The sequence below is a fragment of the Nostoc sp. genome, from assembly GCF_036919815.1.
GTDB lineage: Bacteria > Cyanobacteriota > Cyanobacteriia > Cyanobacteriales > Nostocaceae > Nostoc.
In genome coordinates this window covers 1-22,907 of the sequence record NZ_JBALCE010000042.1, presented here as the reverse complement: position 1 = coordinate 22,907, position 22,907 = coordinate 1, and the positions used below count along the sequence as shown (strand labels likewise).

Below are 22,907 nucleotides of genomic sequence, written 5' to 3'. Positions count from 1 at the left end.
ATCTTTGGGCAGTTTGTGCGGGTGTTTTGTTCAGAGTCACATCCCCTTGCGATCTTTTTAGATGATTTACAGTGGATAGACTCAGCAACGCTGAACTTAATCGAGCTGATGCTGCTTGATGAGCAAACCCAATCCTTATTTTTGATTGGAGCCTATCGAGATAATGAAGTAAATCCAACGCATCCATTGGTATTAACGCTAGAGAGACTGCGAAAACAAGGAGCAGTGCTTCAGGAGATTGTCTTGGCACCTTTAACGCTTGAGCCGTTGAGTCAGTTGATTGCCGAGACGCTGCATCAAAATGCAGATACTGTTCGTCCCCTAGCAGAGTTGGTGTTAGGTAAAACTGAGGGCAATCCTTTCTTTGCCAATGAATTTTTGAGAATGCTGTATACCGAAAATTTATTGACCTTTGATGCTGAATATCTAAGCTGGGAGTGGAACATTACTCAGATTCAATCCCAAAATATCACCGATAATGTTGTGGAGTTGATGCTTCGCAAGTTAAAGAAACTACCAGAAGTCACACAGCAAATTCTCCGTTTAGCCGCTTGTGTTGGGGCTGAATTTAATTTAGATACTTTATCGATTGTTTGTGAGAAAACTCCTAAAGGGGTTTTTCGGGATTTACTAGCAGCTATCCAAGGTGGATTAATTCAACCTCTATCTGAATTAGACGAAGACTTGTTAATTCAAGAATATAAATTTTTGCACGATCGCGTGCAGCAATCAGCTTATGCCTTAATCGATGAGTCGCACAAAAAAATTGTTCATCTCCAAATTGGCCGTAATCTCCTCGGAAAAACCTTGCCAGAGCGAATATCAGAGCGGCTGTTTGAAATTGTCGATCATTTGAATCATGGAATTGAGCTTGTTACCGACCAATTAGAACGCAATGAAGTTGCCAAATTAAATTTAATCGCCGGTCAGAAAGCAAAAGCTGCGATCGCCCATAGTATGGCGAAAAAATATTTAGCCACATCAAGAGTTTGGCTAGCAGCTTCTAGCTGGCAAACAAATTACGATCTGACATTAGATTTATATTTAGAAACAACAGAAGTCGATTACTTGTGTGGCGATTTTCAGCAGGTAGAATCCTGGGTAGCGATCGTTGTGCAAGAAGCTAAAAATATTCTGGACATCGTAAAAGTTTACGATGTCAAAATTCAAACTTACATCGCGCAGAACCACTTATTAAAAGCAATTAACACTGGATTGCAAGTGTTGCAGCAACTGGGGATCAGTTTTTGCGAAACACCCAGTCAGTTAGATATTCAGCTTGAACTAGACGCAATCACATCACTCTTGAGTGAGAAACAGATTAAGGATTTGCTCCATTTGCCGGAAATGACTGAGCCAGACAAGTTAGCAGCAATGCGAATCCTATCTAGAATTACGATCGCGGCCTGGATTGCCGCTCCTGATTTAATGACCTTACTGGTATCTAAACAAGTCAGGTTGTCATTCGAGCATGGAAATTCGTTTGCATCTTCCTTTGCTTATGCCAACTTTGGATTAGTTCTGTGTGGAAAGGTCGAAGACATCGAAACTGGCTACAAGTTTGGACAGTTAGCTTTAAAACAGTTGTCACAACCTAAGTCTCATTCACTCAGAGCTAGAACATCGCTTATCGTGAATACCTTCATTATTCATTGGAAAGATCATGTGAGAGACACATTACAACCATTAATAGAAGCCTATCAAAGTGGGCTAGAAACCGGAGATTTAGAGTTTGCTGCCTATAGCGCCCACTCTTATTGCTTTAACTCCTATGTCGTCGGAAACGAACTCGTGGAGGTTGAACACGAGATGAGGGAATACAATGAAGCAATTCGTCAAATCAAACAGGAAACAGCACTAACCTGGAATCAAATATTTCATCAGGCGATCGCAAATTTGATGGGATACTCGGTCAATGCGACCCGTTTAGTTGGTAAATTCTACAATGAGGAGAATGGATTGCCACAACACGAAGCAGCAAATGATGGAACTGCAATTTTTAATGTCTATTTCAATAAACTTTTTCTATGCTACCTATTTTCTGAGTATGCTCAGGCAGTTGAAAACTCAACCATAGCAGAACTTTATTTAATCCGAATAATAGGCACACCTATTGCGCCTTTTTACTACCTATATGATGCTTTGACAAGACTCGCAACATACCCTGAAAGCAGTGCTGAAGCGCAAGAGGAAATCCTCAAAAAAGTTGCGGTTAGCCAGGAGAAAATAAAGCAATGGGCACATCACGCGCCCATGAATCATTTGCATAAATATTATTTAGTGCAAGCAGAGACCGCACGAGTTTTAAGTCAGTTGCTTGAGGCAGAAGAATTCTACGAACAAGCCATTCAAAGGGCTAAAGAAAACGAGTATTTGCAAGAAGAAGCATTAGCTTATGAATTAGCTGCTAAACATTATCTGGCAAGAGGTAGAGAAAAAATCGCCCAAACTTACATGAAGGAAGCACATTACTGCTATGAACGATGGGGAGCAACGGCAAAAGTCCAAGATTTAGAAACTCGCTACCCAAAGCTATTTCCTCAATTATCGGGCATAGCTTCCACGCTAATCCACAAAACTTCTATAACCACCTCTAATCACTCACCCATCGCTTTCGACTTAGCAGCAGTTATGAAAGCTTCCCTTGCGATTTCTAGTGAAATTGAACTGGATAAATTACTCAGTTCTTTGATGAAGATATTAATCGAAAATGCTGGCGCACAAACAGGATTTTTGATTTTGGAAAACTCAGGAGAATGGGTAATTGAAGCCTCTAGTGAATTCAATGAGGGAGAGAATGTCTATGCTACACAAGTGCTGCAATCTACCCCCATTAGAAATCATCTACCTGAATCAATTATTAGTTATGTGATTCGGACTCATGAATCTGTCATTTTAAATGATGCTATTCGTGAAGGTAATTTTATTAATGAGCCATATATTCAACACAATCAAACTCAATCAATCTTATGTTTACCTCTGCTGAATCAAGGTAAGCTAGTGGGCATATTGTATTTAGAAAATAAATTAGCAACTGGAGCATTTACACCAGAGCGAGTCTCCTTCCCTGCGGGAGGCTGCGCCAACGGAGACGCTACGCGAACGCAAGTTCTGCATCTATTATCAACCCAAGCAGCCATTGCAATCGAAAATGCCAAACTCTATTCAAAGCTACGCACCAGCGAAAGTCAAATGGCTCAATTTCTAGAAGCGGTTCCGGTGGGAATTGGAATAGTGGATGCGACTGGTCGCCCTTACTACGCTAATCAACGGGGAATTGAGTTAATGGGCAAAGGGATTGACCCCGCCGTGCCGCCGGATCAAATTGCAGAGGTTTATCAATTTTATCAGGCGGGAACGGATCAATTCTACCCTACTGAGAAACTGCCAGTTATCCGAGCGTTAAACGGCGATTGCACCACTGTTGACGACATAGCAATTCGCCAAAATAACGCCACTATTCCAGTTGAGGTATGGGGGACTCCAGTCTTTGATGAACAGAGCAAAGTGGCTTATGCGATCGTCGCCTTTCAAGACATCACAGAGCGCAAACAAGCAGAACACCTCTTAGCCAATTACAACCGCACTTTAGAGCAACAAGTCGCTCAAAGGACTGCGGCTTTACAAAAAAGCGAAGCCGCACTACGCGATGTCTACGACAAGCTTCGCTTACGCGAACAAGAATTACGACTAATCACCGACGCTCTACCAGTTCTTATCAGCTACGTGGATGCAAATCAGCGCTATCGGTTTGTTAACCATACCTATGAGGTTTGGTTTAACCTTAGTCGAGATGAGATTTTGGGCAAGTATGTTCATGAACTTCTGGGTGAGACGGTTTATCAACGGATTGAGCCGTTTATCAATCAAGTGTTTGAAGGGCAAACTGTAACCCTGGAAGCAGAAATTCCCTTTTCGCTTGGTAAAAGGTGCATCAGCGCTACGTTGCTCCCCGATTGCGATTGCCCAAGGGGCAGCGCCAAAGGCGATCGCAATGCTCAAGTGAGAGGCTTCTACAGTCTCATCACGGATATCAGCGAACAACGAAATGCTGCGCTGCGTGAACAAAAACGCGCCGAGCAAGCCTCAATTCTGGAAGAACGCAACCGCATGGCGCGAGAAATTCACGATACGCTAGCCCAATCCTTCACAGGCATTCTGCTCCAAGTAGGAGCTGCAACGCAAGTGTTAGCAGACGATATAGAAGCGACACAGGCACACCTGGAAATAATTGATGAACTAGCACGAACCGGACTTGCTGAAGCGCGTCGATCGGTGGTAGCGCTTCGTCCTCAGCTATTGGAGGATGGCAATTTACATAGTGCCCTTCATCGCCTTGTAACTCAAATGAGAGCCTCTGCCGATACCATTCTGATCTACGAAAGCAAAGGCACAGCCTATCCCTTGCCAGCCGAGGTTGAGAACAACTTACTACGGATTGGGCAAGAAGCATTAACCAATGCCATAAAATACGCTGATGCTGCCGAAATTCGTGTTGAGTTGGTATATGACAATGCCCAATGTATTCTGCGCGTTAAAGATGATGGACGGGGTTTTGGGGTTGCTACGATCCCATCTGTTGGCGGATTTGGATTGCTGGGAATGAGCGAGCGGGCAGAACATCTTGGAGCGCAACTGACTATTCAAAGCCAACCTGGGCAAGGAACAGAAATTGTTGTCATTGTAAATCGAGAGTGAGAATATTAAAAATACACTGATTACAAACGCAACCTGTAGTAGCTCAATTTCTAATTCTTAATAATTATGAGCCAATCAATGAATATTCGGGTTCTGATTGTTGACGATCATTCCATTGTCAGGCAAGGATTGACAACCATCATTAACCGTGACCCAGAGATGACGGTGATTGCTCAAGCAGAAGATGGACAACAGGCGATCGCGCTTTTTCGTGAATACCAACCAGATGTAACGCTAATGGATTTACGAATGCCGCAGATGGCAGGAGTTGAAACCATTAGTGCGATTTGTGCTGAATTTAAAGCTGCTCGAATTGTTGTGCTAACTACCTACGATGGTGATGAAGATATTTATCGCGGATTGCACGCAGGCGCTAAAGGATATTTACTCAAAGATGCTAAACCCAACGAACTTCTGAGTGCCATTCGCACAATTCATCGCGGTCAGCAGTATATTCCACCCGAAGTAGGGGCAAAATTGGTGCAGAGGATGAGCAATCCAGAACTGAGTGAGCGAGAGCTAGATGTACTCCGTTTAATGGCGCGAGGAATGAGTAATTTAGAAATTAGCAGTACTTTGAGTATCGGTGAAAGCACCGTTAAATCTCACGTTAATCGAATTTTAAGTAAATTGGGAGTGAGCGATCGCACTCAAGCCGTGATTATTGCTGTTAAACGAGGGATTGTCAATTTATAATATCAATTTTGTAATAAATATCTAATATAATTAAATGCCCCCTTTTTAAGGCTACCATCTCACACACAAATCTTTTAAAGTTACTACGTAATTTAAAGTAAGTTAATTTTTGCAGGTCGATGCAACTAATATATAATACTGCGCTTTATTTAGTAGGGGAGACGGCATAGCTGGGGGTAAATATATGCAGCTTTACAAAGAAATGATATGAGTAAGTTGTACTTTAGTTGAAATGTAGATTCCAACTAAAGTTGGAGCCAACCTTCCATTTTGAGATGGACTGATTTATCAATCAATCTATTGAGCAAAAGTTTCAACTTTTAGGGGACGACAAGTTAGAGTTAATTGCATATATTTAATTCAGGGAAACATTGATTTACACAAAGAAAGTAGAAAGAGGGTTGTATGCTCATCGCCAGAGATGAACATACAACCGTCGGAGGTATTAGTGAGTTTTGACCGTGACCGCAGTTTGTTATTTGTCCCACCTTCAACAAAAGATTACATAAAAGGTGTACTGAATGCCACAGTGGTGCTGGTGATGTATGGGGACTATCAATGTTCTCAGAGTGCGGACGTTTACAGGCTGATTAAAGTCATTGGGCGACAGCTTAATGTTTCTTTGGGGGAGAATTATTTATGCTTCATCTTCCGTCATTTTGCACAGATACAGATCCATTCTCATGCTCAACGTGCGGCTGAAGCGGCTGAAGCGGCTGCTGTCCAAGGTCAATTTTGGCCAATGCATGAAATGCTGTTCAGCCATCAACAAGAATTGGGAAACGGCTATCTGGTGGAGTATGCCAATAATCTAGGACTTGATATTTGCCAATTTCTACAAGATATATTTAACAAAGTGTACGTCGATCGCATCAATGAAGATATTCAAAGTGGATTACACAGTGGAGTAACGGCTGCTCCAGCACTGTTTATTAATGGAATTCGGTATAGCGAACGGTGGAACATTGAGCAGTTGATGGCAGCTATTGTCACTGCAAATCATTAAGTTTCCTGATTCTTAACCACGCAACCAAAATTACTACTTATTACACAAGTAATTAATCAACAGGAGCTATCTGATGGCACAATCTCTCTGGCTTTTTGGCACTCGTCTCAATATCATTGCCGACCACACCACTACCGGAGGTCAGTACGATCTGATCGAAGGCTACTTCCCTCCCGGCACACAAACACCCCCCCATCGCCACACGCGCTATTCCGAACAACTCTACGTCCTAGAAGGGGAATTCACGGTCTGGGCGGGTGAGAACAAGGTTGTGCTGAGTGCTGGCGACAGCTTCCTGATTTCTGCTGGCATACCCCACGTAGTCGCTGCACTCACCGATCAGCCATCTCGCGGGTTGGTCGTTGCTGCGCCAAGTTCCTTTGCTCGGCTAATCACAGCAGTTGGTACACTGGATCAGACAGAAGCACCGGACATGGCGCTTTTTGAGCGCATTTCCACCGAGATCGGCGACGAAATTCTGGGTCTGCCCGGAGAGTTACCCCGCACATGAGGCGATATTGGCTCAAGGACAGCAAGATCGCCACGAGCGAAACTTTCCTTGCTGACACTGAGTTACAACGATCCCAATTACTTAAAATAGTGGTTTTCTCTGTGTGATGAGTTGGTTAAGAACATCGCTGTCATTGCACCTTTAATCAATCAAGCACTCCGATAAGCAACTTACTTTGGGGACAAATTGTGGAGTTGGATGTTTGACCGTTTGCATCTCTCTACTGCTGCCAGGAAGCTCGACTATGAGAAAATCACGTCTAAAGCCTACTGTATTAAAAGACTATCGCATCACAATTCCTGCTTCCTTTTTCAGCATGATTCTGGGTTTAGTGGGGTTGGGCAGTTGCTGGCGAGTAGCTGCTAATCTCTGGCACCTGCCTACCTGGATTGGCGAAACAATTATGCTGCTTACAGTTGCAATTTGGCTCGTGTTGTTGCTGCTCTATGTCAGCAAATGGCTGTGGGCCAGAGCAGATGCCCTAGCTGAGTTTGAGCATCCTGTTTTGTGTTGCTTTATCGGGTTAGTGCCTGTTTCTACAGTGCTTGTAGCGCTGGCGATCGCAGCAAATAAGCGATATCGTTCAGCGATTTTCATAGTTTCCCATAGAACAAGACAGATTGCATAACTGTCCAGTGCATTTAAGGCAAACATCAATACAAAATTCACACAAACGGAGAAGTTTTATGACGGGTAAACTTACAGGTAAGATCGCATTAGTCACAGGTGGTAACAGTGGAATCGGACTCGCGACAGCCCAGCGTTTCGTAAAAGAGGGAGCTTATGTCTTTATCACTGGTCGTCGTCAAAACGAACTTGATGCTGCGGTGAAGAAGATTGGAGAAAACGTCACTGCTGTTCAAAGTGATGTGTCGAATCTCACAGATATCGATCGCCTTTACACTACGATTAAGCAGGAGAAAGGACACCTCGATATCCTCTTCGCTAACGCTGGAGGCGGTGAACTTGCACCACTTGGCTCGATTACCGAGGAGCATTTTGATAAAACCTTTAATACCAATGTCAAGGGTTTAGTCTTCACTGTACAAAAAGCACTGCCGTTGATGCCAGAGGGTTCATCGATCATCCTCAATGCCTCGACCACTTCGATTAAGGGCACTCCAGCATTCAGCGTTTACAGTGCGACCAAAGCCGCTGTGCGATCCTTTGCCCGTAACTGGACACTCGACCTCAAAGAGCGCAAGATTCGCGTCAATGCCATCAGCCCCGGTGTGGTTCCTACTCCTGGCTACAATCTCCTGGGATTGAGTGAGGAACAGGTGCAGGGATTTGTGGACAGCCAAGTTGACACTATCCCCCTTGGGCGGGTAGGCACACCGGACGAAATTGCTAAGGCGGTTGTTTTCCTTGCCTCGGATGACAGCAGCTTTGTGAACGGCATCGAACTGTTCGTCGATGGTGGTATGGCACAAGTTTGAATATGCTTGCGGAGGACTCCATATCCAGCAACAGAGCAAAGGTACACGGCAACATCTTTACAGTTGCAAATCGAGTCCCCAGTGCGGATCGGGGTAATCGTCATTTCATCACCATCAAGCCATGTCTCAATGGTTTCACATCTTACTGAAGTAGGAAATCTGATTATTGAAGCAGCAAAGGCTGGAGCCTCAAGCTAAAGTTCATTTCCAGGAGTCAAGTCATGACCACATTTCACACAGTTTCCATCGATGGTTTAGATATTTTCTACCGTGAAGCTGGTTCCCGCAGTAATCCGACAATTCTGCTGTTGCACGGCTTCCCAACCTCCTCTCACATGTTCCGCAATCTGATATCTGCGCTTGGCGATCGCTTCCATCTGGTTGCACCCGATTATCCGGGTTACGGCAACAGTTCTATGCCAACCGTGAATGAGTTTGACTACACGTTTGATCGCCTGGCACAGATCGTGGAGAAATTTATTACCGCGATCGATCTCAAACGCTATAGCCTTTACGTGATGGATTATGGCGCTCCCATTGGTTATCGAATTGCGGCTAAATATCCAGAGCGAGTGGAAGCACTCATCGTCCAAAACGGGAATGCCTACGAGGAAGGTCTGCGCGAATTTTGGGACCCAATCAAGGCTTACTGGCAAGACCGTTCTCCTGAGAATGCTGACAAGCTCAGACACCTTTTCACACTGGAAGCAACTAAGTGGCAATATACCAACGGCGTTCGCAATCCTGAAGCGATCAGCCCTGATACCTGGAACATGGATCAACCTTTCCTCGATCGCCCAGGAAATGTTGAGATTCAACTGGCGCTGTTTTATAGCTATGGCATGAATCCACCATTATATCCGCAATGGCAGGAGTATTTCCGCAACTATCAGCCACCTACCCTGATTGTTTGGGGTAAGAATGACTACATCTTTCCTGCTGAAGGCGCTGATCCCTACAAACGCGACCTGAAAGACGTTGAGTTTCATTTACTCGATACCGGGCATTTTGCCTTGGAAGAGGAAGGAGATGCGATCGCAGACCATATTCGTCGCTTTCTGACCACTCACGTTGTCAAGGAGGACACCATACTAACTACCAGCAGGAAATAATTTCGACTGGGTAGCGATGTCGATAGAAAGTTATTGTAATCTACAATCATTGCCCATCAATTAACACTGTCAAGTTAATTAGCTTAACAGTGCCATTTCAACAGATTGTTTACTATTCATCAAAAGGAGAACGTCATGGTTGCTCAAGTAAACTCACAAGCAGCAAAAATTTTGGAAGTCGCAGATGATCCGCGTCTTTCCAGCAAAGTGAAGGCATTTTTGAAATTACTGAATTCAGGGGGTGTGGCGTTAGAGACATTAACTCCACTCGAAGCACGTCAAGTACTGGTGGATGCACAGGCTTCCGTTAAAGTCGATCTTTCAGGCATTGAGGAGTTTGAGAAGACGATTACCGCTGACGGTTATCCAATTACGCTCAACATTGTGCGACCTGAAGGGGTCAAAGGCACATTGCCTGTTTTCATCTTTATTCATGGCGGCGGTTGGGTACTGGGCGATTACCCAACACACAAGCGCATGGTTCGCGATCTCGTTGTGCTTTCAGGTTTTGCGGCTGTCTTTGTCAACTACACTCCCACTCCAGACGCTCAGTATCCACAAGCTATTAATGAAATCTATGCTGCGACCAAATGGGTTGCCGAGCATGGTGAGGAGATTGATGTTGACGGCAAAAATCTGGCAGTTGTAGGCAACAGTGTGGGCGGTAATATGACGGCTGTAACTACTTTGATGGCAAAAGCGAAAGGGGGACCGCACATTAAGCTGCAAATCCTCATGTGGCCCATTGTAGATGCTGATTTTGAAACGAATTCTTATCACCAATTTGGCGATAAGCGTTTTCTGACTGTACCAACGATGAAGTGGATGTATGACATGTACATCGCTGACCCAGAAAAGCGCAAAGACATTTATGCTTCTCCCCTACAGGCAACGGTTGAGCAGCTCAAAGGCTTGCCTCCAGCGTTAATTGTGGTTGCAGAGAGCGATATCTTGCATGACGAGGGCACAGCCTATGGACGCAAGCTGGATCAAGCTGGGGTCGAGGTGACAACTGTGCAGTACAACGGCATGATTCATGACTTCGGACTGCTGAATGGTTTAGCCGAGGTTCCGGCAGTTCGTTCTCTGTTTGTTCAAGCTGCTGCTGAATTGAAGAAACATCTGCAATAGGATGCGTAGTTTACCGCCGCAGGCATCGTTTCTTTAACCGCCAGTTGCAATGAATCCTCGTTCTTGCCGGATTTTGGTGTCGCGGGCTTGAGATTGCTCTGACTTATTCAATCTTCGTTGGGTAAGTCAGAGTTAAGCTCCACAGTTCGCATTTGAGAGTCCGGGCAAGGGGATTGAGAAAGTTCAGTGCGATCGCGCCAGAACAGAGAAAAACGTGAACATGAACGCATCAGGAGACACATGAACATCAACAAAAATGACACCGCAATCGTCGTTATCGATCCGCAAAACGATGTCTTGAGTGAAACAGGAGTCTCCTGGGATTTGGTGGGTGGCAGTGTTAAGGAGAACAAGACGGTCGAGAACATCGAGCGCATCTTCAAAGCCGCAAAGCAGAATGGTTTTGAGGTTTTCATTTCTCCCCACTATTACTACCCCACTGACTACAACTGGAAATTTGCCGGAACTTTGGAGCAGATGATGCTTGGGGTAAAGGAATTTGTTCGCACTGGACCCTTAAGCCTGGATGGTTTCTTAGGATCGGGTGCCGACTGGCTCGATCGCTACAAGCCTTTTATTGAGGATGGCAAAACCATCGTGGTCAGCCCCCATAAAGTCTATGGACCGCAAAGCAATGATCTCGTTTTGCAACTGCGTAAGCGCAACTTGAGCAAAGTCATTTTGCTCGGAATGTTGGCAAATCTCTGTGTTGAAGCTCACCTGCGCGATCTGATCGAACAGGGATTTGAGGTCATTGTCGTCAAGGATGCAACGGCTGCCCCGCGCCATCCGGATCTCGGTGATGGCTATAAGGCAGCACTGATCAACTTTGGCTATGTTGCTAACGCCGTTCTGTCTACAGACGACATTGTGGCAGCAATGTTGTAGCAATGAAGAGTGCTGAGTTCCGAGTGCTGAGTGCTGAGTTAAAAGACCAGCCGCAAGGGGTGGGCTATCAACCAACTCTTGCGTAAGAAGATTCCGCCCACAAGGGGCGGGGCTTTTACCATAGTGCAAAATTACTGAGTACTCTTCTTACTCAGCACTCAGCACTGCGCTTTTTGCAATCGCCTCATCAATCAAGCCAAAGAGTCTACCCTATGCTCAAAGCAATTAAACATAACCGCCGCCGCTTTCTGGGAACGGCGGCAGCAAGTATTCTCACAGAAATGGCACTCATGGGTACCGCACACGCAAGCTTCGATAAGCCCAAACGATCTGAATTTAGGTTTACTCCCATCAAGCAGATCAAGGCGGGTGTCCTCGACATCGGTTACTATGAAACAGGATCGAGCGATGGATCTCCGGTGTTGCTGCTGCATGGATTCCCATATTCCATCGATAGCTACATTGACGTTGCACCAATGCTTGCTACACGTGGATGTCGGGTGATTGTTCCCTACCTGCGGGGACATGGATCAACCCGTTTTCTCGACAGCGAAACACCACGCTCCGGGCAGCAAGCCGCGATCGGTGTCGATGCGATCGCCTTGATGGATGCATTGCAGTTGAACCGTGCTGTGCTTGCTGGCTATGACTGGGGTGGACGAGCCGCTTGCGTTGTTGCGGCTCTCTGGCCTGAACGATGCAGCGGTCTGGTGTCCGTCAATAGCTACCTGATCCAGGACATTGCCAAGGCAGGGCTGCCACTTTCACCCGCGATCGAATCCGGGATCTGGTACCAATACTATTTCCAGACCGAGCGCGGACGCGCCGGACTGACGGCTAACAGACGTGAGATTGCGAGGATTCTCTGGACTCGCAATTCGCCGAACTGGCGCTTTGACGAGGCAACGCTCGATCAACACGCCAGCGCCTTCGACAACCCCGATTATGTAGAAGTCGTCATCCATTCCTACCGCCATCGCCTTGGACTTGCTGCCGGCTATCCCATGTATGAGGAGCTTGAGCAGCGGCTCGCCGCGCAACCGACCATTACGGTGCCGACGATCACGCTGGACGGGGACGCAGATGGTGTCGTGCCAGCAACCGATGGGAAATCGACGGCAGCGAAGTTTAGCGGAGATCGCCAGCATCGGGTCATTCCGAATATCGGTCATAACCTGCCCCAGGAAAATCCCACAGCATTCGCAGATGCAGTCTGGGAACTCGCATCAAAGAAACGTTGATGACTTCTCTAGAGCTATGACCATACACCTCTTCACCTTCAAAGGGATCTTCATATCGACCACTCTCATGTATTTAATCGCCATGAACACCTACACACCGAGCGCCAGGGACATTATCGGATCATCACCGTTGATTGCAATCGAAAATGAAGCACCACCCAAGCTGATTGTCGATCCACCGCTTCCCGAACCGTTGACCCAGGGCCGCGTTTTCATCCAGTACCGGACGGAGAATCTGCGCGTGTTGCCAGTGTTCGGCAAAGGCGCTCTCGAAGTATCGCCGCGTATCGGTCACATCCACATCACCGTTGACGATTTGCCGTGGCACTTTGTAGATGCCAGCGGCCAAACGATCATCCTGGTCGGACTGGAACCTGGCCCACACAAGGTACTGATCGAACTAGCCGACCCCACGCACAAGGTAATCACCAGCGAAACGGTGACGTTCACGCTGCCCAATCCTGAGCGATAAGTAGGCATAAACTTTTTGTCATATTTTAATATAAAACATGAACAATGCCGAAAATCCTCGACTACCCCTACCGCCTTTCGATCATGAATCCGCCATCCAAAAAGTCCGAATCGCAGAAGATGCTTGGAACACACGTAACCCTGAACAAGTATCACTCGCTTACACGTCGGATAGCATTTGGCGCAACCGCTCAGAATTTCTATCTGGTCGTGAGGCGATCGTACAGTTTTTGACACGTAAGTGGCTTAAAGAATTGGACTACCGTCTGATCAAAGAACTTTGGGCTTTTCAAGACAACCGAATTGCTGTCCGGTTTGCTTACGAATGGCATGATGATTCCGGCAACTGGTTCCGTTCTTACGGCAATGAAAATTGGGAGTTTGACAAACACGGATTCATGCGGTGGCGTATTGCCAGCATCAACGACCTACCAATTCAAGAGAGCGATTCTCCGTTCGCGCAAGCGTGCCGGAGGCATCAGGAGACCCTACGCGATCGCAAATTCCACTGGATACTGAGTCGTCGTCCCGATAATCATCCCGGATTGTCAGACCTCAATCTTTGACAAGCCGGAGCAACAACCATATCACCTAGTTTTTATCCTGCAAGGAGTCTACTGCTATGAATGCAAACAACGGCATCATCAACCAACTCAGCCCGTATGCAGTAACTGAAACTATTGATCGCTTTGCAGCCATCCTTCAAGCAAAAGGCATCACCATTTTTGCCCGTATCGATCAACAGGCTGAAGCTGAAAAAGTCGGACTAAGCTTGTGTCCGACGCAGTTGTTGCTGTTTGGCAGCCCGAAAGCCGGAACTCCCCTGATGGTGGCAGAACCAACAATCGCCCTGGATTTACCCCTGAAAGTACTGGCATGGGAAACTACTGATGGCAAGGTGTGGGTGAGTTACAACGATCCTAATTACTTAAAACAGCGATTTTCTCTCTCCGATGAGTTGGCGAAGAACATCGCTATCATTACACCTTTAATTCATCAAGCACTCTTTAATTAACTTATTTGTTGATTCAATTTAGATACTCGACTATTGACCCAATTTAAAATTCTCATGAAACTCATTTCTGTAAACGTCGGACTGCCGCGTGAAGTGACCTGGAAAGGAAAAAGAGTTAGTACTGGAATTTTCAAAGAACCAGTCAGCGAACGGGTGATGCTGCGATCGCTCAATTTAGACGGTGATCGGCAAGCCGATCTCACCGTTCATGGGGGAGCAGACAAAGCAGTCTATGTATATCCGTTCGAGCATTACGATTACTGGCGAGGTCAATTGCCTGACACAGAACTGCCATTAGGTATCTTTGGCGAAAATTTCACGACGACTGGGCTGAGAGAAGAGAAACTGAACATTGGGGATTGCTTCCATATCGGCACTGTAAAACTGATGGTGACACAACCTCGTCTACCTTGCTACAAACTGGGGATTCGGTTTGGACGACCTGATATGGTTAAACGATTTCTTGCAAGTCGTCGAACTGGATTTTACTTTCGTGTTTTGCAAGAGGGCGAAGTTGGAGCCGGAGACACTTTAGAGTTGGTGAGCCGGGATGACAACAATATTACTGTTGCTGATATCACTCAGCTTTATACTCATGAGCAGAACAATCCAGAGTTACTTCACCAAGCGGCTCAACTTGAAGCCTTACCCGAAAGCTGGCGCGACTACTTCCAGAAGCAAAGTCGTCGTCAGGATGTGAAATAGATGCTGTCAGCCCCTTCAGGGAAGTCAAAAGTCAAAAGTTAAGAACCTCATAAATAAATTTAGGGGCTTGTACCTTTTTGTTTCTGGTCAAGGAGTAATCTTATGACTACATATCACACAATCTCAATCGATGGTTTAGATATCTTCTACCGCGAAGCTGGTTCCCGTGATAATCCAACAATTTTGCTATTGCATGGCTACCCAACGTCGTCTCACATGTTCCGCAATCTCATACCTGCGCTTGCGGATAAATTCCATCTGGTTGCCCCTGATTACCCTGGCTTTGGTTATAGTCCTATGCCTTCTGTGGATGAGTTTGATTACACCTTCGATCGCCTTACCGAAGTGATGGCAGAATTTATCGATGCGATCGGCTTAAAACACCATAGTCTTTACTTGATGGATTATGGCGCTCCAATTGGCTATCGCCTTGCTACGCAGCATCCAGAGCGGGTGGAAACGTTGATTGTGCAAAATGGCAACGCCTACGAGGAGGGATTGGGCGACTTCTGGAAGCCCATGCGAGCCTATTGGCAGAACCGGACGACCTGAGAATGCCGATCGGGTGCGCCAGACGATGACAGCGGATGCCACAAAACGGTATTACACCACCGGAGCAAAGAATCTAGAAAATCTCAGCCCCGATACCTGGATTCTGGATCAAGCGCTTCTTGATCGCCCTGGCAACCAGGAGATTCAACTGGCACTGAAATACGACTACCAGTCCAATTTGTTGCTGTATCCCAAATGGCAAGCTTACCTGCGTCAGTATCAACCACCCACGCTGGTGGTGTGGGGCAAAAACGATCGGGGCTTTTTAGTCGAGGGAGCCTACGCCTACAAACGCGACTTGCAGAACCTTGAGTTTCATTTGTTTGATACCGGGCACTTCGCGCTAGAGGAAGATGGCAAGGCGATCTGCGCTTCGCTATCGCAAACCATATTGCTCAATTTCTCATGTCGCGGCTGTAACCCATCCCTGTCTAATCAGTAGCGATCGCACGTTAGCATTTTTGAAACAGCATTTAGGCAGTAGTGTCAAAGTCTCAAATTAGGCGACTACTGCCAGGTAATTCGCCCACTTTGATCGCACTTAAGCAGCGATTGGAACACTTCGCTCCGGGCTTGTTTACTAGCTCAACTCAATTAGTTCAACAGAAATATAGAGGTTATAACAATGCTAGTTTTTACATGGAAAAAAGTTCAAAGGTTTTTGCTGTTGCTACTCGCCTTCAGCGTTTTGGTTAGTGTATTGATGCGTCCAGAAGTAGCCATTTCAAAAGAATTATCCCAAAGATTGAACTCTAAACCCTCAATTGTTCTTGTTCATGGTGCCTTTGCTGACGGTACATCATGGCAACACGTCATTCCACTTTTGGAACAGGATGGCTATACTGTTACCGCTGTGCAGATTCCCCTCTCCTCGCTTGCAGAAGATGTTGCAATGACTAAGCGTGTGATTGATGCTCAGAAGGGTTCCGTTGTTGTAGTTGGACATTCCTACGGTGGAAACGTGATCACGGGTGCAGCGGCTGGCAATCCGCAAGTGAAAGCTTTAGTTTATCTCAATGCTTTTGCACCGGATTCAGGTGAAAAGACTAGCGATTTGAATAGCAAATACAAAGCAGCTCCCCTCAGCACGGCAATTGTGCCTGATGCGGCAAACTTCCTCTACATAGATCGTGAGAAGTTTCACAATCTTTTTGCCCAGGACGTGTCGGAGGCTGAGGCGCGGGTGATGGCAGCAACACAAAAGCCGATCGCCAGCGCAGCGTTTGAGCAATCAGTAAATGACATAGCCTGGAAGACGATTCCTTCCTGGTATCTCGTGACTCAAAACGATCGAGCCATCAACCCTGAGCTTCAGCGATTTATGGCAAAACGCATCGGTGCCAAGACCACCGAGATCAAATCCAGCCATGTGGCCTTTATTTCTCATCCAAAAGAGGTTGCTAAACTAATCGAAGCGGCTGTAATTGGCTCTGTGAAGTAGTTCTAATTTATTTGGAATGCTGTTTTACGACCGAGAAAAGTAGTCTTTTGGCACTGGCGAAAGACATAACAAACTGATTCACAAAACAAAAATGCAAATATGACTCACTATGACTACATTGTGATTGGTGCAGGTTCGGCAGGCTGCGTCGTCGCCAACCGTCTGACAGAAGAGAGTGAAACAACCGTGTTATTACTCGAAGCTGGCAACCCGGATACTAAACCAGAGATTCAAATCCCAGCGAAATGCATCAGCTTACTAGGCTCCGAAGTGGACTGGGCATACTTCTCTGAACCAGAACCATACCTGAACGATCGCAAAATCTTTTGTCCCCGGGGGAAAGTCTTGGGTGGCAGCAGTTCGATTAATTTCATGATTTATCTGCGGGGTAATCATCACGATTATGACTACTGGCAGTCATTGGGGAATCCCGGCTGGAGTTACCAAAATGTACTGCCTTATTTCAAGAAATCCGAGCATCAGCAACGTGGTGCCTCCGAATACCACGGGGTTGATGGGGAATTGAGCGTGACTGATCTCATTGCCCCTGCTGTGGTATCCCAACGCTTTGTCGATGCAGCGATCGCAATGGGATATCCCAACAATCCTGATTCCAATGGAATGCAGCAGTCAGGTGCAGGACTCTATCAGTTGACAATCAAGGATGGTAAGCGTCACAGTGCTGCTGCTGCTTTCCTCTTACCCATTCTTGAGCGTCCCAATTTGACTGTAATGACAAGAGCTTTGGTGACTCGATTGTTGTTTGAGGGTACCCGCACCGTTGGGGTGGAATACCTGCACGAGGGCACGCTGCATCAAGTCAGGGTTAACCAGGAAGTGATTTTAAGCGCTGGCGCGTTCGATTCGCCCAAGCTGCTGATGCTTTCTGGCATTGGGAATGCAGAACACCTGCAAGCATTGGGAATTCCGGTAGTGGTTGAGTTACCAGGTGTCGGTCAAAATCTTCAGGATCACCCTGTCGTGCCCGTGGTACACCAAGCAACTAAGGATTTACACACTGCAAGCACCAGTAGTATTGGTGAAGCTAGTTTGTTTTTACATACTCAGGGTAATCTGAATGCTACACCAGATTTACAGTTTCTCTTCGGTCCGATTGTGTTAGCACCTCCGGGCTATGCCCACTCTGGTTCAGGATTCACAAGTCTAGTCTGTTTGACCCATCCCCAAAACATTGGGAGTGTTAGTTTGCGTTCGCTTGATCCCAAGGACGCACCGATGATTCGGCTAAACTATCTGCAAAGTGAAGCCGATGTGCAAAAGCTCGTTGCCGGGATTAAACTAATGCGTAACTTGTTCTATGCAAGTGCCTTTGATGAGTTTCGCGGTGAGGAAGTCGCTCCCGGTGCAGATAAGCAGAGCGATGAAGCACTCGTTGCTTACGTCCGAGAAGTTTGCAATACTGTGTATCATCCGGTGGGCACCTGTAAAATGGGCACTGATACAATGGCGGTTGTAGACCCTGAACTGCGGGTACATGGGGTTATGGGGTTGCGTGTTGTTGATGCCTCCATCATGCCAACCATCACCACAGGAAATACGAACGCACCTACTATTATGATCGGCGAAAAAGCAGCCGATTTAATTAAAACTACTGGTGGCGTTTCACAGCAAATATATTCAGCGATCGCCAGATGAAAGCCTCGCGTGCGGAACTCGTATGCAAATTATTCCCGTTGAACAGAAGTGAAGTATTCAATCTTACAACGGGGAGGCGATCTGCGCTTCTCTGCGAGACGCTACGCGAACGCAGCAGCGCTTCTGCTGAGGCAGACGCTTCTCTGCGAGAGGCTCCGCCAACGCGAACGCTATCGCAAATACCACTGGATACTTGGTCGTCGTCCCGGATTGTCCAACCTTAATCCTTAAGAATTGGATAGTACTTGCACTTAACGCAGTACTGATAAACTTTAAGTATATCGCCAATGCCGTTTAATTAGTTGTTCAAGAGTATTGAAAATAATGAAAATACTACTCAAAATATCCGCGTTATTCCTTGCTCTGCCAATCAATGTTTTAGCTAATTGTTCCTTACCTGCTTCTGCTGATTCTACTGCTGGCATCGTCTTGAGTACGAAATGCCAGGGTGGTTACAACGTCAATATTTGGCGGAAGTATAATTCCGGCGAACTGCTCTATCGCGCGACTAGTCCCAACGGTAATTTAAGTTTGGGCAAAGGAACTAGCAAAGCGACAGAAGGTGGTCGAGTGTATAAGTTTCGGAAGGGAATTTATGAATATTGGGTTTGGGATGGCACGTTGGATAACCCGCAATCTGGAACTTTAGAGGTTTATAAAAATAACCGTATCTTGATGCAGAAAACTTGTAGGAAAAATTGACGTACAGAATGGGCTAAACCATAGCTATCCGCTAACAGGAGTCAAGAACCAGAATTCTTTTGAATTCTGACCGAAAAAGCGGTGCTTCTCTGTGAGACGCTTTACGAACGCAGGGTTAGCAAGCTACGCGTCTTGATTCTCACTCCTGAATTTTGACTCCTGAATTCTGACTTCAACAAACCCAAAGGATATGGAATGGACACTCAACACTATGACGATATTATTATCGGCGGCGGCAAGGCGGGTAAAACACTTGCACCAGCGCTGGTTGCTGACGGACGTAAAACGGCTCTGGTTGAACGCAGTTTAAATATGATTGGTGGTGGGTGCATCAATATCGCCTGCATTCCTACTAAAACTATGGTGGTGAGTGCAAATGTAGCAAACACAGTACGAAACAGTGCCGCTTATGGGGTTCAAAGCAACACACCCACTGTTAATTTAGCAGAGGTGATCCAACGAAAACGATCGGTTGTGCAATCTGCGCGTGAAATGAAGTCCGTAGGTGTTGCGGTCTATTTCATCCTTGGGTGTGGCGGTTAGTCCCAGCAAGAGAGAATCAAAGTAGCTGAAGATGGTGCGGTATTTCTGGAAGACTGAGCGGTGGGCTTCATCAATAATTATCAGGTCAAAATGCCCTACGCCAAAACGACGCTGACCGTCGCGGGTATCATCAATCAGCCCCATCATGGTGGGATAGGTGCAAGCAAACACTCGTCCTTCGGTATCTTTCTCTGTTACCAAGTTTACTGGTGCGGCATCGGGGAGGTGTTTCTTAAATACATTAATTGCCTGATTTACTAAGGCTACACGGTCTGCGAGAAACAAGGCGCGTTTGACCCAGTTACAACGCATCAGCATCTCTACCAAGGCGATCGCTGTTCTGGTTTTACCTGCACCAGTCGCCATGACTATCAGTGCTTTGCGGTCTTTATCAGTCTCGAAGGCTTCGGTAATGCGGCGAATAGCACGAGTTTGATAATAGCGTTCGGCAATACTAGGCTTAATGGTGGCTTCTGCTAAAGATTTGCGGGTAGTCCGGCGCTGTACAAGCAATTCCAATTCGGTTTTTTTGTAAAAACCTTGTACCTGTCGCGGTGGGTAATTGGTATTATCCCACAGCCAATGCTCGTAACCGTTGGAGTAGAAGATTATTGGACGCTGACCGAACTGCGTTTCTAGACAATCGGCATATAGTGCATATAGTTTAGCCTGTTGCTGCCCGATGCGGGGGTCGTGTCGGGTACGCTTGGCTTCTACGATCGCCAAGGGTTTACCATCATCGCCCCAAAGTACGTAATCTACAAAGCCTTCGCCTGATATGTTGGGCATCCCTGTAACTGGAAACTCGCGTTCGCGGCGTTGTTCGAGCATCCACCCTGCTTCTTTTAGCAACAGGTCGATGAAAATATCGCAGGTTTGTGCTTCTGAATAGTCGTGAGTATCTGGTTGGCTGGTGCTGGCTTTCTTGGCTTTGGCTACCTCCGCCCGTAATTGCTTCAGTTCTTCATCCAGTGCGTTCTTATCTGCTAGAAGTGTGGAGAGTTTTTCATCGCGTTGGCATAGCCCGCCGAAGGCATCGCGCAGTTGGGTTTCCAGTTTCTGAAGTTGCTCGATGGTTTGTTTAGGCACTGGTGCAGTCTTGGGCAATGCGTCGGGGTTGAAGGTCAGCCCCGGTTCAGGTTTGCTGCTGCCTCCGTAGGTGTGTGTTAACCAGTACGCAACGTGAAACAATTCCCGTACTGCGTTTATAGCATCGTTCACAGGGATGGGTTTGGCGCTGTGGACTGCTTGATTACCCAGTTTGATAATGACTCGTGTTTTGTTAAATACTGCCTCACCTACCAAGGTTTTAAAAGTGGGTTCGTGAATCAGGGCGCTCAAGTTGTCTTGATAAGGCAGTTCTAGAGAAGTATCGTGTTTATATAACCAGTTTACGGTTAACTCCAAGGCACGACGCGTATAAAAGCAGGCGGTACGGGGGTCGGGATGTACTGCATCAACTGCTTTGTTGGCGGATTCGTAAATTGTGGGGAATTCAGCTTGGAGGAATGTAAACTGGCTCATTCAATTAATTAAGCTTTTGTCAATTTAAATACATCATATTCCGTATTTATTTTGGTTTCAAGCTAGAACCCACAGGCTAAACACCCCACAATAAGGGCATGAAAATCTTTCCCCCATTTTCAAGCTATGGAAACAGGCTGATAATCCGGTAGAAAAGCCAACACGATGTCAGTCTCAGGAATACCTTGTTTAACTAAGTCCTGAGTAATTCCACATTCCATGCCATCGTATTCAATTACTACTTTTCCGTTCTCTATAATTACATAGATCAGGTTGCCACGCACACGCCGCCCTCTATCCCAACCAACCTGCATCAAAGCATAGCGATCGCGCATCTCGTCAAATATGGCATCTAAGCGAATGTTACCGTGAGATGGGCGTAGTTTGGCATAATCACTAATTACCTGTTTGACGATTTCTCTGCTTGTCGTGATGGTATCCATTGGCTTACTTCCTTTTTCTCTAAATCTACAATAATCAGCTTTAAAGGTAGGTGAGCGATCGCTAATTTTCCAATTGGCTCGCTGAATATGTCGCTGTAAGTTGCTTCAGAAATAGCAAGATAAAGGTCACGTTCTGGATCGACTTGATTAAGTGCTTTGAGTTTTTCTACGGCTTCGACACGATGGGCGAACTCTTTTTGGATGGGTAATGGTGGAATAATTGTAGTAATTCCGAAAACTTTTTCCTGTGAGATGTTCTTCATCGATCCGCTTGTACCTGTTGCACGCCGACTAATTTCATATCGAATAGCAGGAGTTTGAAACAACGCCCAAACAAAAAGAGGTTCTGTCATAGGTGGCTTCTGCCAAATGAAACGCCAAAGTTTGTCAGGCAATAAATGCCAGATTGGAGTTAAGAAAAGAAAAAATCTTTACCACTGCATTGTCTAATTGCGCTAGAAAAAACTTCATCACACAAAAGGATATAAAAAATGCCTGAATTAAACTTGAACAGCACTTAAGTAATACAGATGAATTTGTGTTAATTACAAATGAGAAAAGAACTAAACCTGGTAGATAAAAATTTTCTCCAATTGGGGAAGATGTTAGTGTTATTCCTGGGGTTAATGAGGTTGTTAACAATCAAGGAGTTCCATTCTATTCCAAGAAGCGAATTTATATTTGGCAGGGGATGCGGTTTAGCTCACAAGCCGAAGTTGAAATAGCAAAAGCTCTTGACCGTGTTAATGTCTTCTTCTTACCCAAATGTTTAGCCCGTCTTACAGATCCAAGAAAAACTGGTAGCAGAGGGAATATAGAACCAGATTTTTTTGTTTGCTATGAAGGCAAGTGCGGCATTCTTGAAGTGGATGGCCCTTCTCACAAACCAGAAAGCCGAGTGAATGAGCAGGAGCGAGACCGCCTTTTCCAGCATAATGGAATAGCAATAGTTCAACGTTTTACTCATTCAAAATGTGAGCAGTATCCAGACGAAGTTGTTGGGGAATTTTTGCAACTAATTAAGAAGATAGGTTAATTGTTTGGTTCCCTGATGTTCGGTTCTAGGGGTAGGTCTGTAGGGAACGTGTCTATATGGGCGGTGGCGATGATGCAATTGGGATTCGCTTGAAAAT

General features: G+C 46.0%; 24 protein-coding genes and 1 pseudogene. 21 read left to right on the top strand and 4 right to left on the bottom strand.

The window, feature by feature from the left end; all coding sequences use genetic code 11:
* From V7K15_RS11385 to V7K15_RS11290, 20 genes are all read left to right on the top strand, one after another.
* On the top strand, window positions 1-4,698 hold a 4,698-nt coding region (locus tag V7K15_RS11385; protein ID WP_442949666.1), incomplete at its 5' end, for a PAS domain-containing protein.
* Between the two features lie 66 nt (window positions 4,699-4,764).
* Window positions 4,765-5,394, top strand: a complete 630-nt coding sequence (locus V7K15_RS11380) for a response regulator transcription factor (protein ID WP_334905608.1) — start codon at window positions 4,765-4,767, stop codon at window positions 5,392-5,394.
* A gap of 421 nt (window positions 5,395-5,815) precedes the next feature.
* A complete protein-coding gene (locus V7K15_RS11375) occupies window positions 5,816-6,400 on the top strand; it encodes a DsbA family protein (RefSeq protein ID WP_334905607.1) in 585 nt (194 codons plus the stop codon).
* Window positions 6,401-6,473: 73 nt separating this feature from the next.
* Window positions 6,474-6,911: a cupin domain-containing protein gene (locus tag V7K15_RS11370; protein WP_334905606.1), complete on the top strand. Its 438-nt coding sequence runs from the start codon at window positions 6,474-6,476 to the stop codon at window positions 6,909-6,911.
* Between the two features lie 244 nt (window positions 6,912-7,155).
* Window positions 7,156-7,539, top strand: coding sequence for a hypothetical protein (locus V7K15_RS11365; RefSeq protein ID WP_334905605.1), 384 nt, complete (start codon window positions 7,156-7,158; stop codon window positions 7,537-7,539).
* 58 nt (window positions 7,540-7,597) lie between these two features.
* Window positions 7,598-8,350: a glucose 1-dehydrogenase gene (locus V7K15_RS11360; RefSeq protein ID WP_334905609.1), complete on the top strand. Its 753-nt coding sequence runs from the start codon at window positions 7,598-7,600 to the stop codon at window positions 8,348-8,350.
* Window positions 8,351-8,571: 221 nt separating this feature from the next.
* Complete coding sequence (locus tag V7K15_RS11355) at window positions 8,572-9,462, top strand: alpha/beta fold hydrolase (protein ID WP_334905604.1); 891 nt, start codon at window positions 8,572-8,574, stop codon at window positions 9,460-9,462.
* 135 nt (window positions 9,463-9,597) lie between these two features.
* The gene (locus V7K15_RS11350) at window positions 9,598-10,593 is read left to right on the top strand and encodes an alpha/beta hydrolase (protein WP_334905603.1); all 996 of its coding nucleotides are present in this window, start codon (window positions 9,598-9,600) and stop codon (window positions 10,591-10,593) included.
* A gap of 240 nt (window positions 10,594-10,833) precedes the next feature.
* Entirely contained in the window at window positions 10,834-11,481 is a 648-nt protein-coding gene (locus V7K15_RS11345; protein ID WP_334905602.1) for a cysteine hydrolase, read from the top strand.
* Window positions 11,482-11,693: 212 nt separating this feature from the next.
* Window positions 11,694-12,722, top strand: a complete 1,029-nt coding sequence (locus tag V7K15_RS11340; RefSeq protein ID WP_334905601.1) for an alpha/beta fold hydrolase — start codon at window positions 11,694-11,696, stop codon at window positions 12,720-12,722.
* A gap of 16 nt (window positions 12,723-12,738) precedes the next feature.
* Window positions 12,739-13,194: a DUF6130 family protein gene (locus V7K15_RS11335; protein ID WP_334905600.1), complete on the top strand. Its 456-nt coding sequence runs from the start codon at window positions 12,739-12,741 to the stop codon at window positions 13,192-13,194.
* A 37-nt stretch (window positions 13,195-13,231) separates the two neighbouring features.
* On the top strand, window positions 13,232-13,759 hold the full coding sequence (locus V7K15_RS11330) for a nuclear transport factor 2 family protein (RefSeq protein ID WP_334905599.1): 528 nt from the start codon (window positions 13,232-13,234) through the stop codon (window positions 13,757-13,759).
* Between the two features lie 56 nt (window positions 13,760-13,815).
* Entirely contained in the window at window positions 13,816-14,208 is a 393-nt protein-coding gene (locus V7K15_RS11325; protein WP_334905598.1) for a DUF302 domain-containing protein, read from the top strand.
* A gap of 54 nt (window positions 14,209-14,262) precedes the next feature.
* Window positions 14,263-14,913 (top strand): MOSC domain-containing protein, encoded by a 651-nt coding sequence (locus V7K15_RS11320; RefSeq protein ID WP_334905597.1) that lies wholly within the window; start codon window positions 14,263-14,265, stop codon window positions 14,911-14,913.
* Window positions 14,914-15,015: 102 nt separating this feature from the next.
* Window positions 15,016-15,465, top strand: coding sequence for an alpha/beta fold hydrolase (locus V7K15_RS11315; RefSeq protein WP_334905596.1), 450 nt, complete (start codon window positions 15,016-15,018; stop codon window positions 15,463-15,465).
* A gap of 25 nt (window positions 15,466-15,490) precedes the next feature.
* On the top strand, window positions 15,491-15,907 hold the full coding sequence (locus V7K15_RS11310; RefSeq protein ID WP_334905595.1) for an alpha/beta fold hydrolase: 417 nt from the start codon (window positions 15,491-15,493) through the stop codon (window positions 15,905-15,907).
* 183 nt (window positions 15,908-16,090) lie between these two features.
* Window positions 16,091-16,906 (top strand): alpha/beta fold hydrolase, encoded by an 816-nt coding sequence (locus V7K15_RS11305; RefSeq protein ID WP_334905594.1) that lies wholly within the window; start codon window positions 16,091-16,093, stop codon window positions 16,904-16,906.
* 99 nt (window positions 16,907-17,005) lie between these two features.
* Window positions 17,006-18,562, top strand: coding sequence for a GMC family oxidoreductase (locus V7K15_RS11300; RefSeq protein WP_334905593.1), 1,557 nt, complete (start codon window positions 17,006-17,008; stop codon window positions 18,560-18,562).
* A 324-nt stretch (window positions 18,563-18,886) separates the two neighbouring features.
* Window positions 18,887-19,264 (top strand): hypothetical protein, encoded by a 378-nt coding sequence (locus tag V7K15_RS11295; RefSeq protein ID WP_334905592.1) that lies wholly within the window; start codon window positions 18,887-18,889, stop codon window positions 19,262-19,264.
* Window positions 19,265-19,459: 195 nt separating this feature from the next.
* The gene (locus tag V7K15_RS11290; RefSeq protein ID WP_334905591.1) at window positions 19,460-19,807 is read left to right on the top strand and encodes an FAD-dependent oxidoreductase; all 348 of its coding nucleotides are present in this window, start codon (window positions 19,460-19,462) and stop codon (window positions 19,805-19,807) included.
* Here V7K15_RS11290 and V7K15_RS11285 read toward each other — a convergent pair.
* From V7K15_RS11285 to V7K15_RS11275, 3 genes are all read right to left on the bottom strand, one after another.
* Complete coding sequence (locus V7K15_RS11285) at window positions 19,706-21,331, bottom strand: DEAD/DEAH box helicase family protein (RefSeq protein ID WP_334905590.1); 1,626 nt, start codon at window positions 21,329-21,331, stop codon at window positions 19,706-19,708. The genes V7K15_RS11290 and V7K15_RS11285 overlap by 102 nt on opposite strands.
* A gap of 119 nt (window positions 21,332-21,450) precedes the next feature.
* Window positions 21,451-21,774, bottom strand: a complete 324-nt coding sequence (locus tag V7K15_RS11280; RefSeq protein ID WP_334905589.1) for a XisI protein — start codon at window positions 21,772-21,774, stop codon at window positions 21,451-21,453.
* Window positions 21,732-22,127, bottom strand: a complete 396-nt coding sequence (locus tag V7K15_RS11275; protein ID WP_334905588.1) for an element excision factor XisH family protein — start codon at window positions 22,125-22,127, stop codon at window positions 21,732-21,734. Before V7K15_RS11275 ends, V7K15_RS11280 begins: the two co-directional genes overlap by 43 nt.
* Window positions 22,128-22,465: 338 nt before the next feature.
* Between V7K15_RS11275 and V7K15_RS11270 the strand changes: the two genes are divergently transcribed.
* Window positions 22,466-22,810, top strand: coding sequence for a DUF559 domain-containing protein (locus tag V7K15_RS11270; protein ID WP_334905587.1), 345 nt, complete (start codon window positions 22,466-22,468; stop codon window positions 22,808-22,810).
* Between the two features lie 2 nt (window positions 22,811-22,812).
* Here V7K15_RS11270 and V7K15_RS29970 read toward each other — a convergent pair.
* Window positions 22,813-22,907: pseudogene (locus V7K15_RS29970) on the bottom strand (AIPR family protein); the annotation flags it as partial.

Coding starts and splice junctions, on each gene's coding strand:
- V7K15_RS11380 (WP_334905608.1), top strand. CDS start 4,765: ATGAGCCAATCAATGAATATTCGGGTTCTGATTGTTGACGATCATTCC.
- V7K15_RS11375 (WP_334905607.1), top strand. CDS start 5,816: ATGAACATACAACCGTCGGAGGTATTAGTGAGTTTTGACCGTGACCGC.
- V7K15_RS11370 (WP_334905606.1), top strand. CDS start 6,474: ATGGCACAATCTCTCTGGCTTTTTGGCACTCGTCTCAATATCATTGCC.
- V7K15_RS11365 (WP_334905605.1), top strand. CDS start 7,156: ATGAGAAAATCACGTCTAAAGCCTACTGTATTAAAAGACTATCGCATC.
- V7K15_RS11360 (WP_334905609.1), top strand. CDS start 7,598: ATGACGGGTAAACTTACAGGTAAGATCGCATTAGTCACAGGTGGTAAC.
- V7K15_RS11355 (WP_334905604.1), top strand. CDS start 8,572: ATGACCACATTTCACACAGTTTCCATCGATGGTTTAGATATTTTCTAC.
- V7K15_RS11350 (WP_334905603.1), top strand. CDS start 9,598: ATGGTTGCTCAAGTAAACTCACAAGCAGCAAAAATTTTGGAAGTCGCA.
- V7K15_RS11345 (WP_334905602.1), top strand. CDS start 10,834: ATGAACATCAACAAAAATGACACCGCAATCGTCGTTATCGATCCGCAA.
- V7K15_RS11340 (WP_334905601.1), top strand. CDS start 11,694: ATGCTCAAAGCAATTAAACATAACCGCCGCCGCTTTCTGGGAACGGCG.
- V7K15_RS11335 (WP_334905600.1), top strand. CDS start 12,739: ATGACCATACACCTCTTCACCTTCAAAGGGATCTTCATATCGACCACT.
- V7K15_RS11330 (WP_334905599.1), top strand. CDS start 13,232: ATGAACAATGCCGAAAATCCTCGACTACCCCTACCGCCTTTCGATCAT.
- V7K15_RS11325 (WP_334905598.1), top strand. CDS start 13,816: ATGAATGCAAACAACGGCATCATCAACCAACTCAGCCCGTATGCAGTA.
- V7K15_RS11320 (WP_334905597.1), top strand. CDS start 14,263: ATGAAACTCATTTCTGTAAACGTCGGACTGCCGCGTGAAGTGACCTGG.
- V7K15_RS11315 (WP_334905596.1), top strand. CDS start 15,016: ATGACTACATATCACACAATCTCAATCGATGGTTTAGATATCTTCTAC.
- V7K15_RS11310 (WP_334905595.1), top strand. CDS start 15,491: ATGACAGCGGATGCCACAAAACGGTATTACACCACCGGAGCAAAGAAT.
- V7K15_RS11305 (WP_334905594.1), top strand. CDS start 16,091: ATGCTAGTTTTTACATGGAAAAAAGTTCAAAGGTTTTTGCTGTTGCTA.
- V7K15_RS11300 (WP_334905593.1), top strand. CDS start 17,006: ATGACTCACTATGACTACATTGTGATTGGTGCAGGTTCGGCAGGCTGC.
- V7K15_RS11295 (WP_334905592.1), top strand. CDS start 18,887: ATGAAAATACTACTCAAAATATCCGCGTTATTCCTTGCTCTGCCAATC.
- V7K15_RS11290 (WP_334905591.1), top strand. CDS start 19,460: ATGGACACTCAACACTATGACGATATTATTATCGGCGGCGGCAAGGCG.
- V7K15_RS11285 (WP_334905590.1), bottom strand. CDS start 21,331: ATGAGCCAGTTTACATTCCTCCAAGCTGAATTCCCCACAATTTACGAA.
- V7K15_RS11280 (WP_334905589.1), bottom strand. CDS start 21,774: ATGGATACCATCACGACAAGCAGAGAAATCGTCAAACAGGTAATTAGT.
- V7K15_RS11275 (WP_334905588.1), bottom strand. CDS start 22,127: ATGACAGAACCTCTTTTTGTTTGGGCGTTGTTTCAAACTCCTGCTATT.
- V7K15_RS11270 (WP_334905587.1), top strand. CDS start 22,466: ATGCGGTTTAGCTCACAAGCCGAAGTTGAAATAGCAAAAGCTCTTGAC.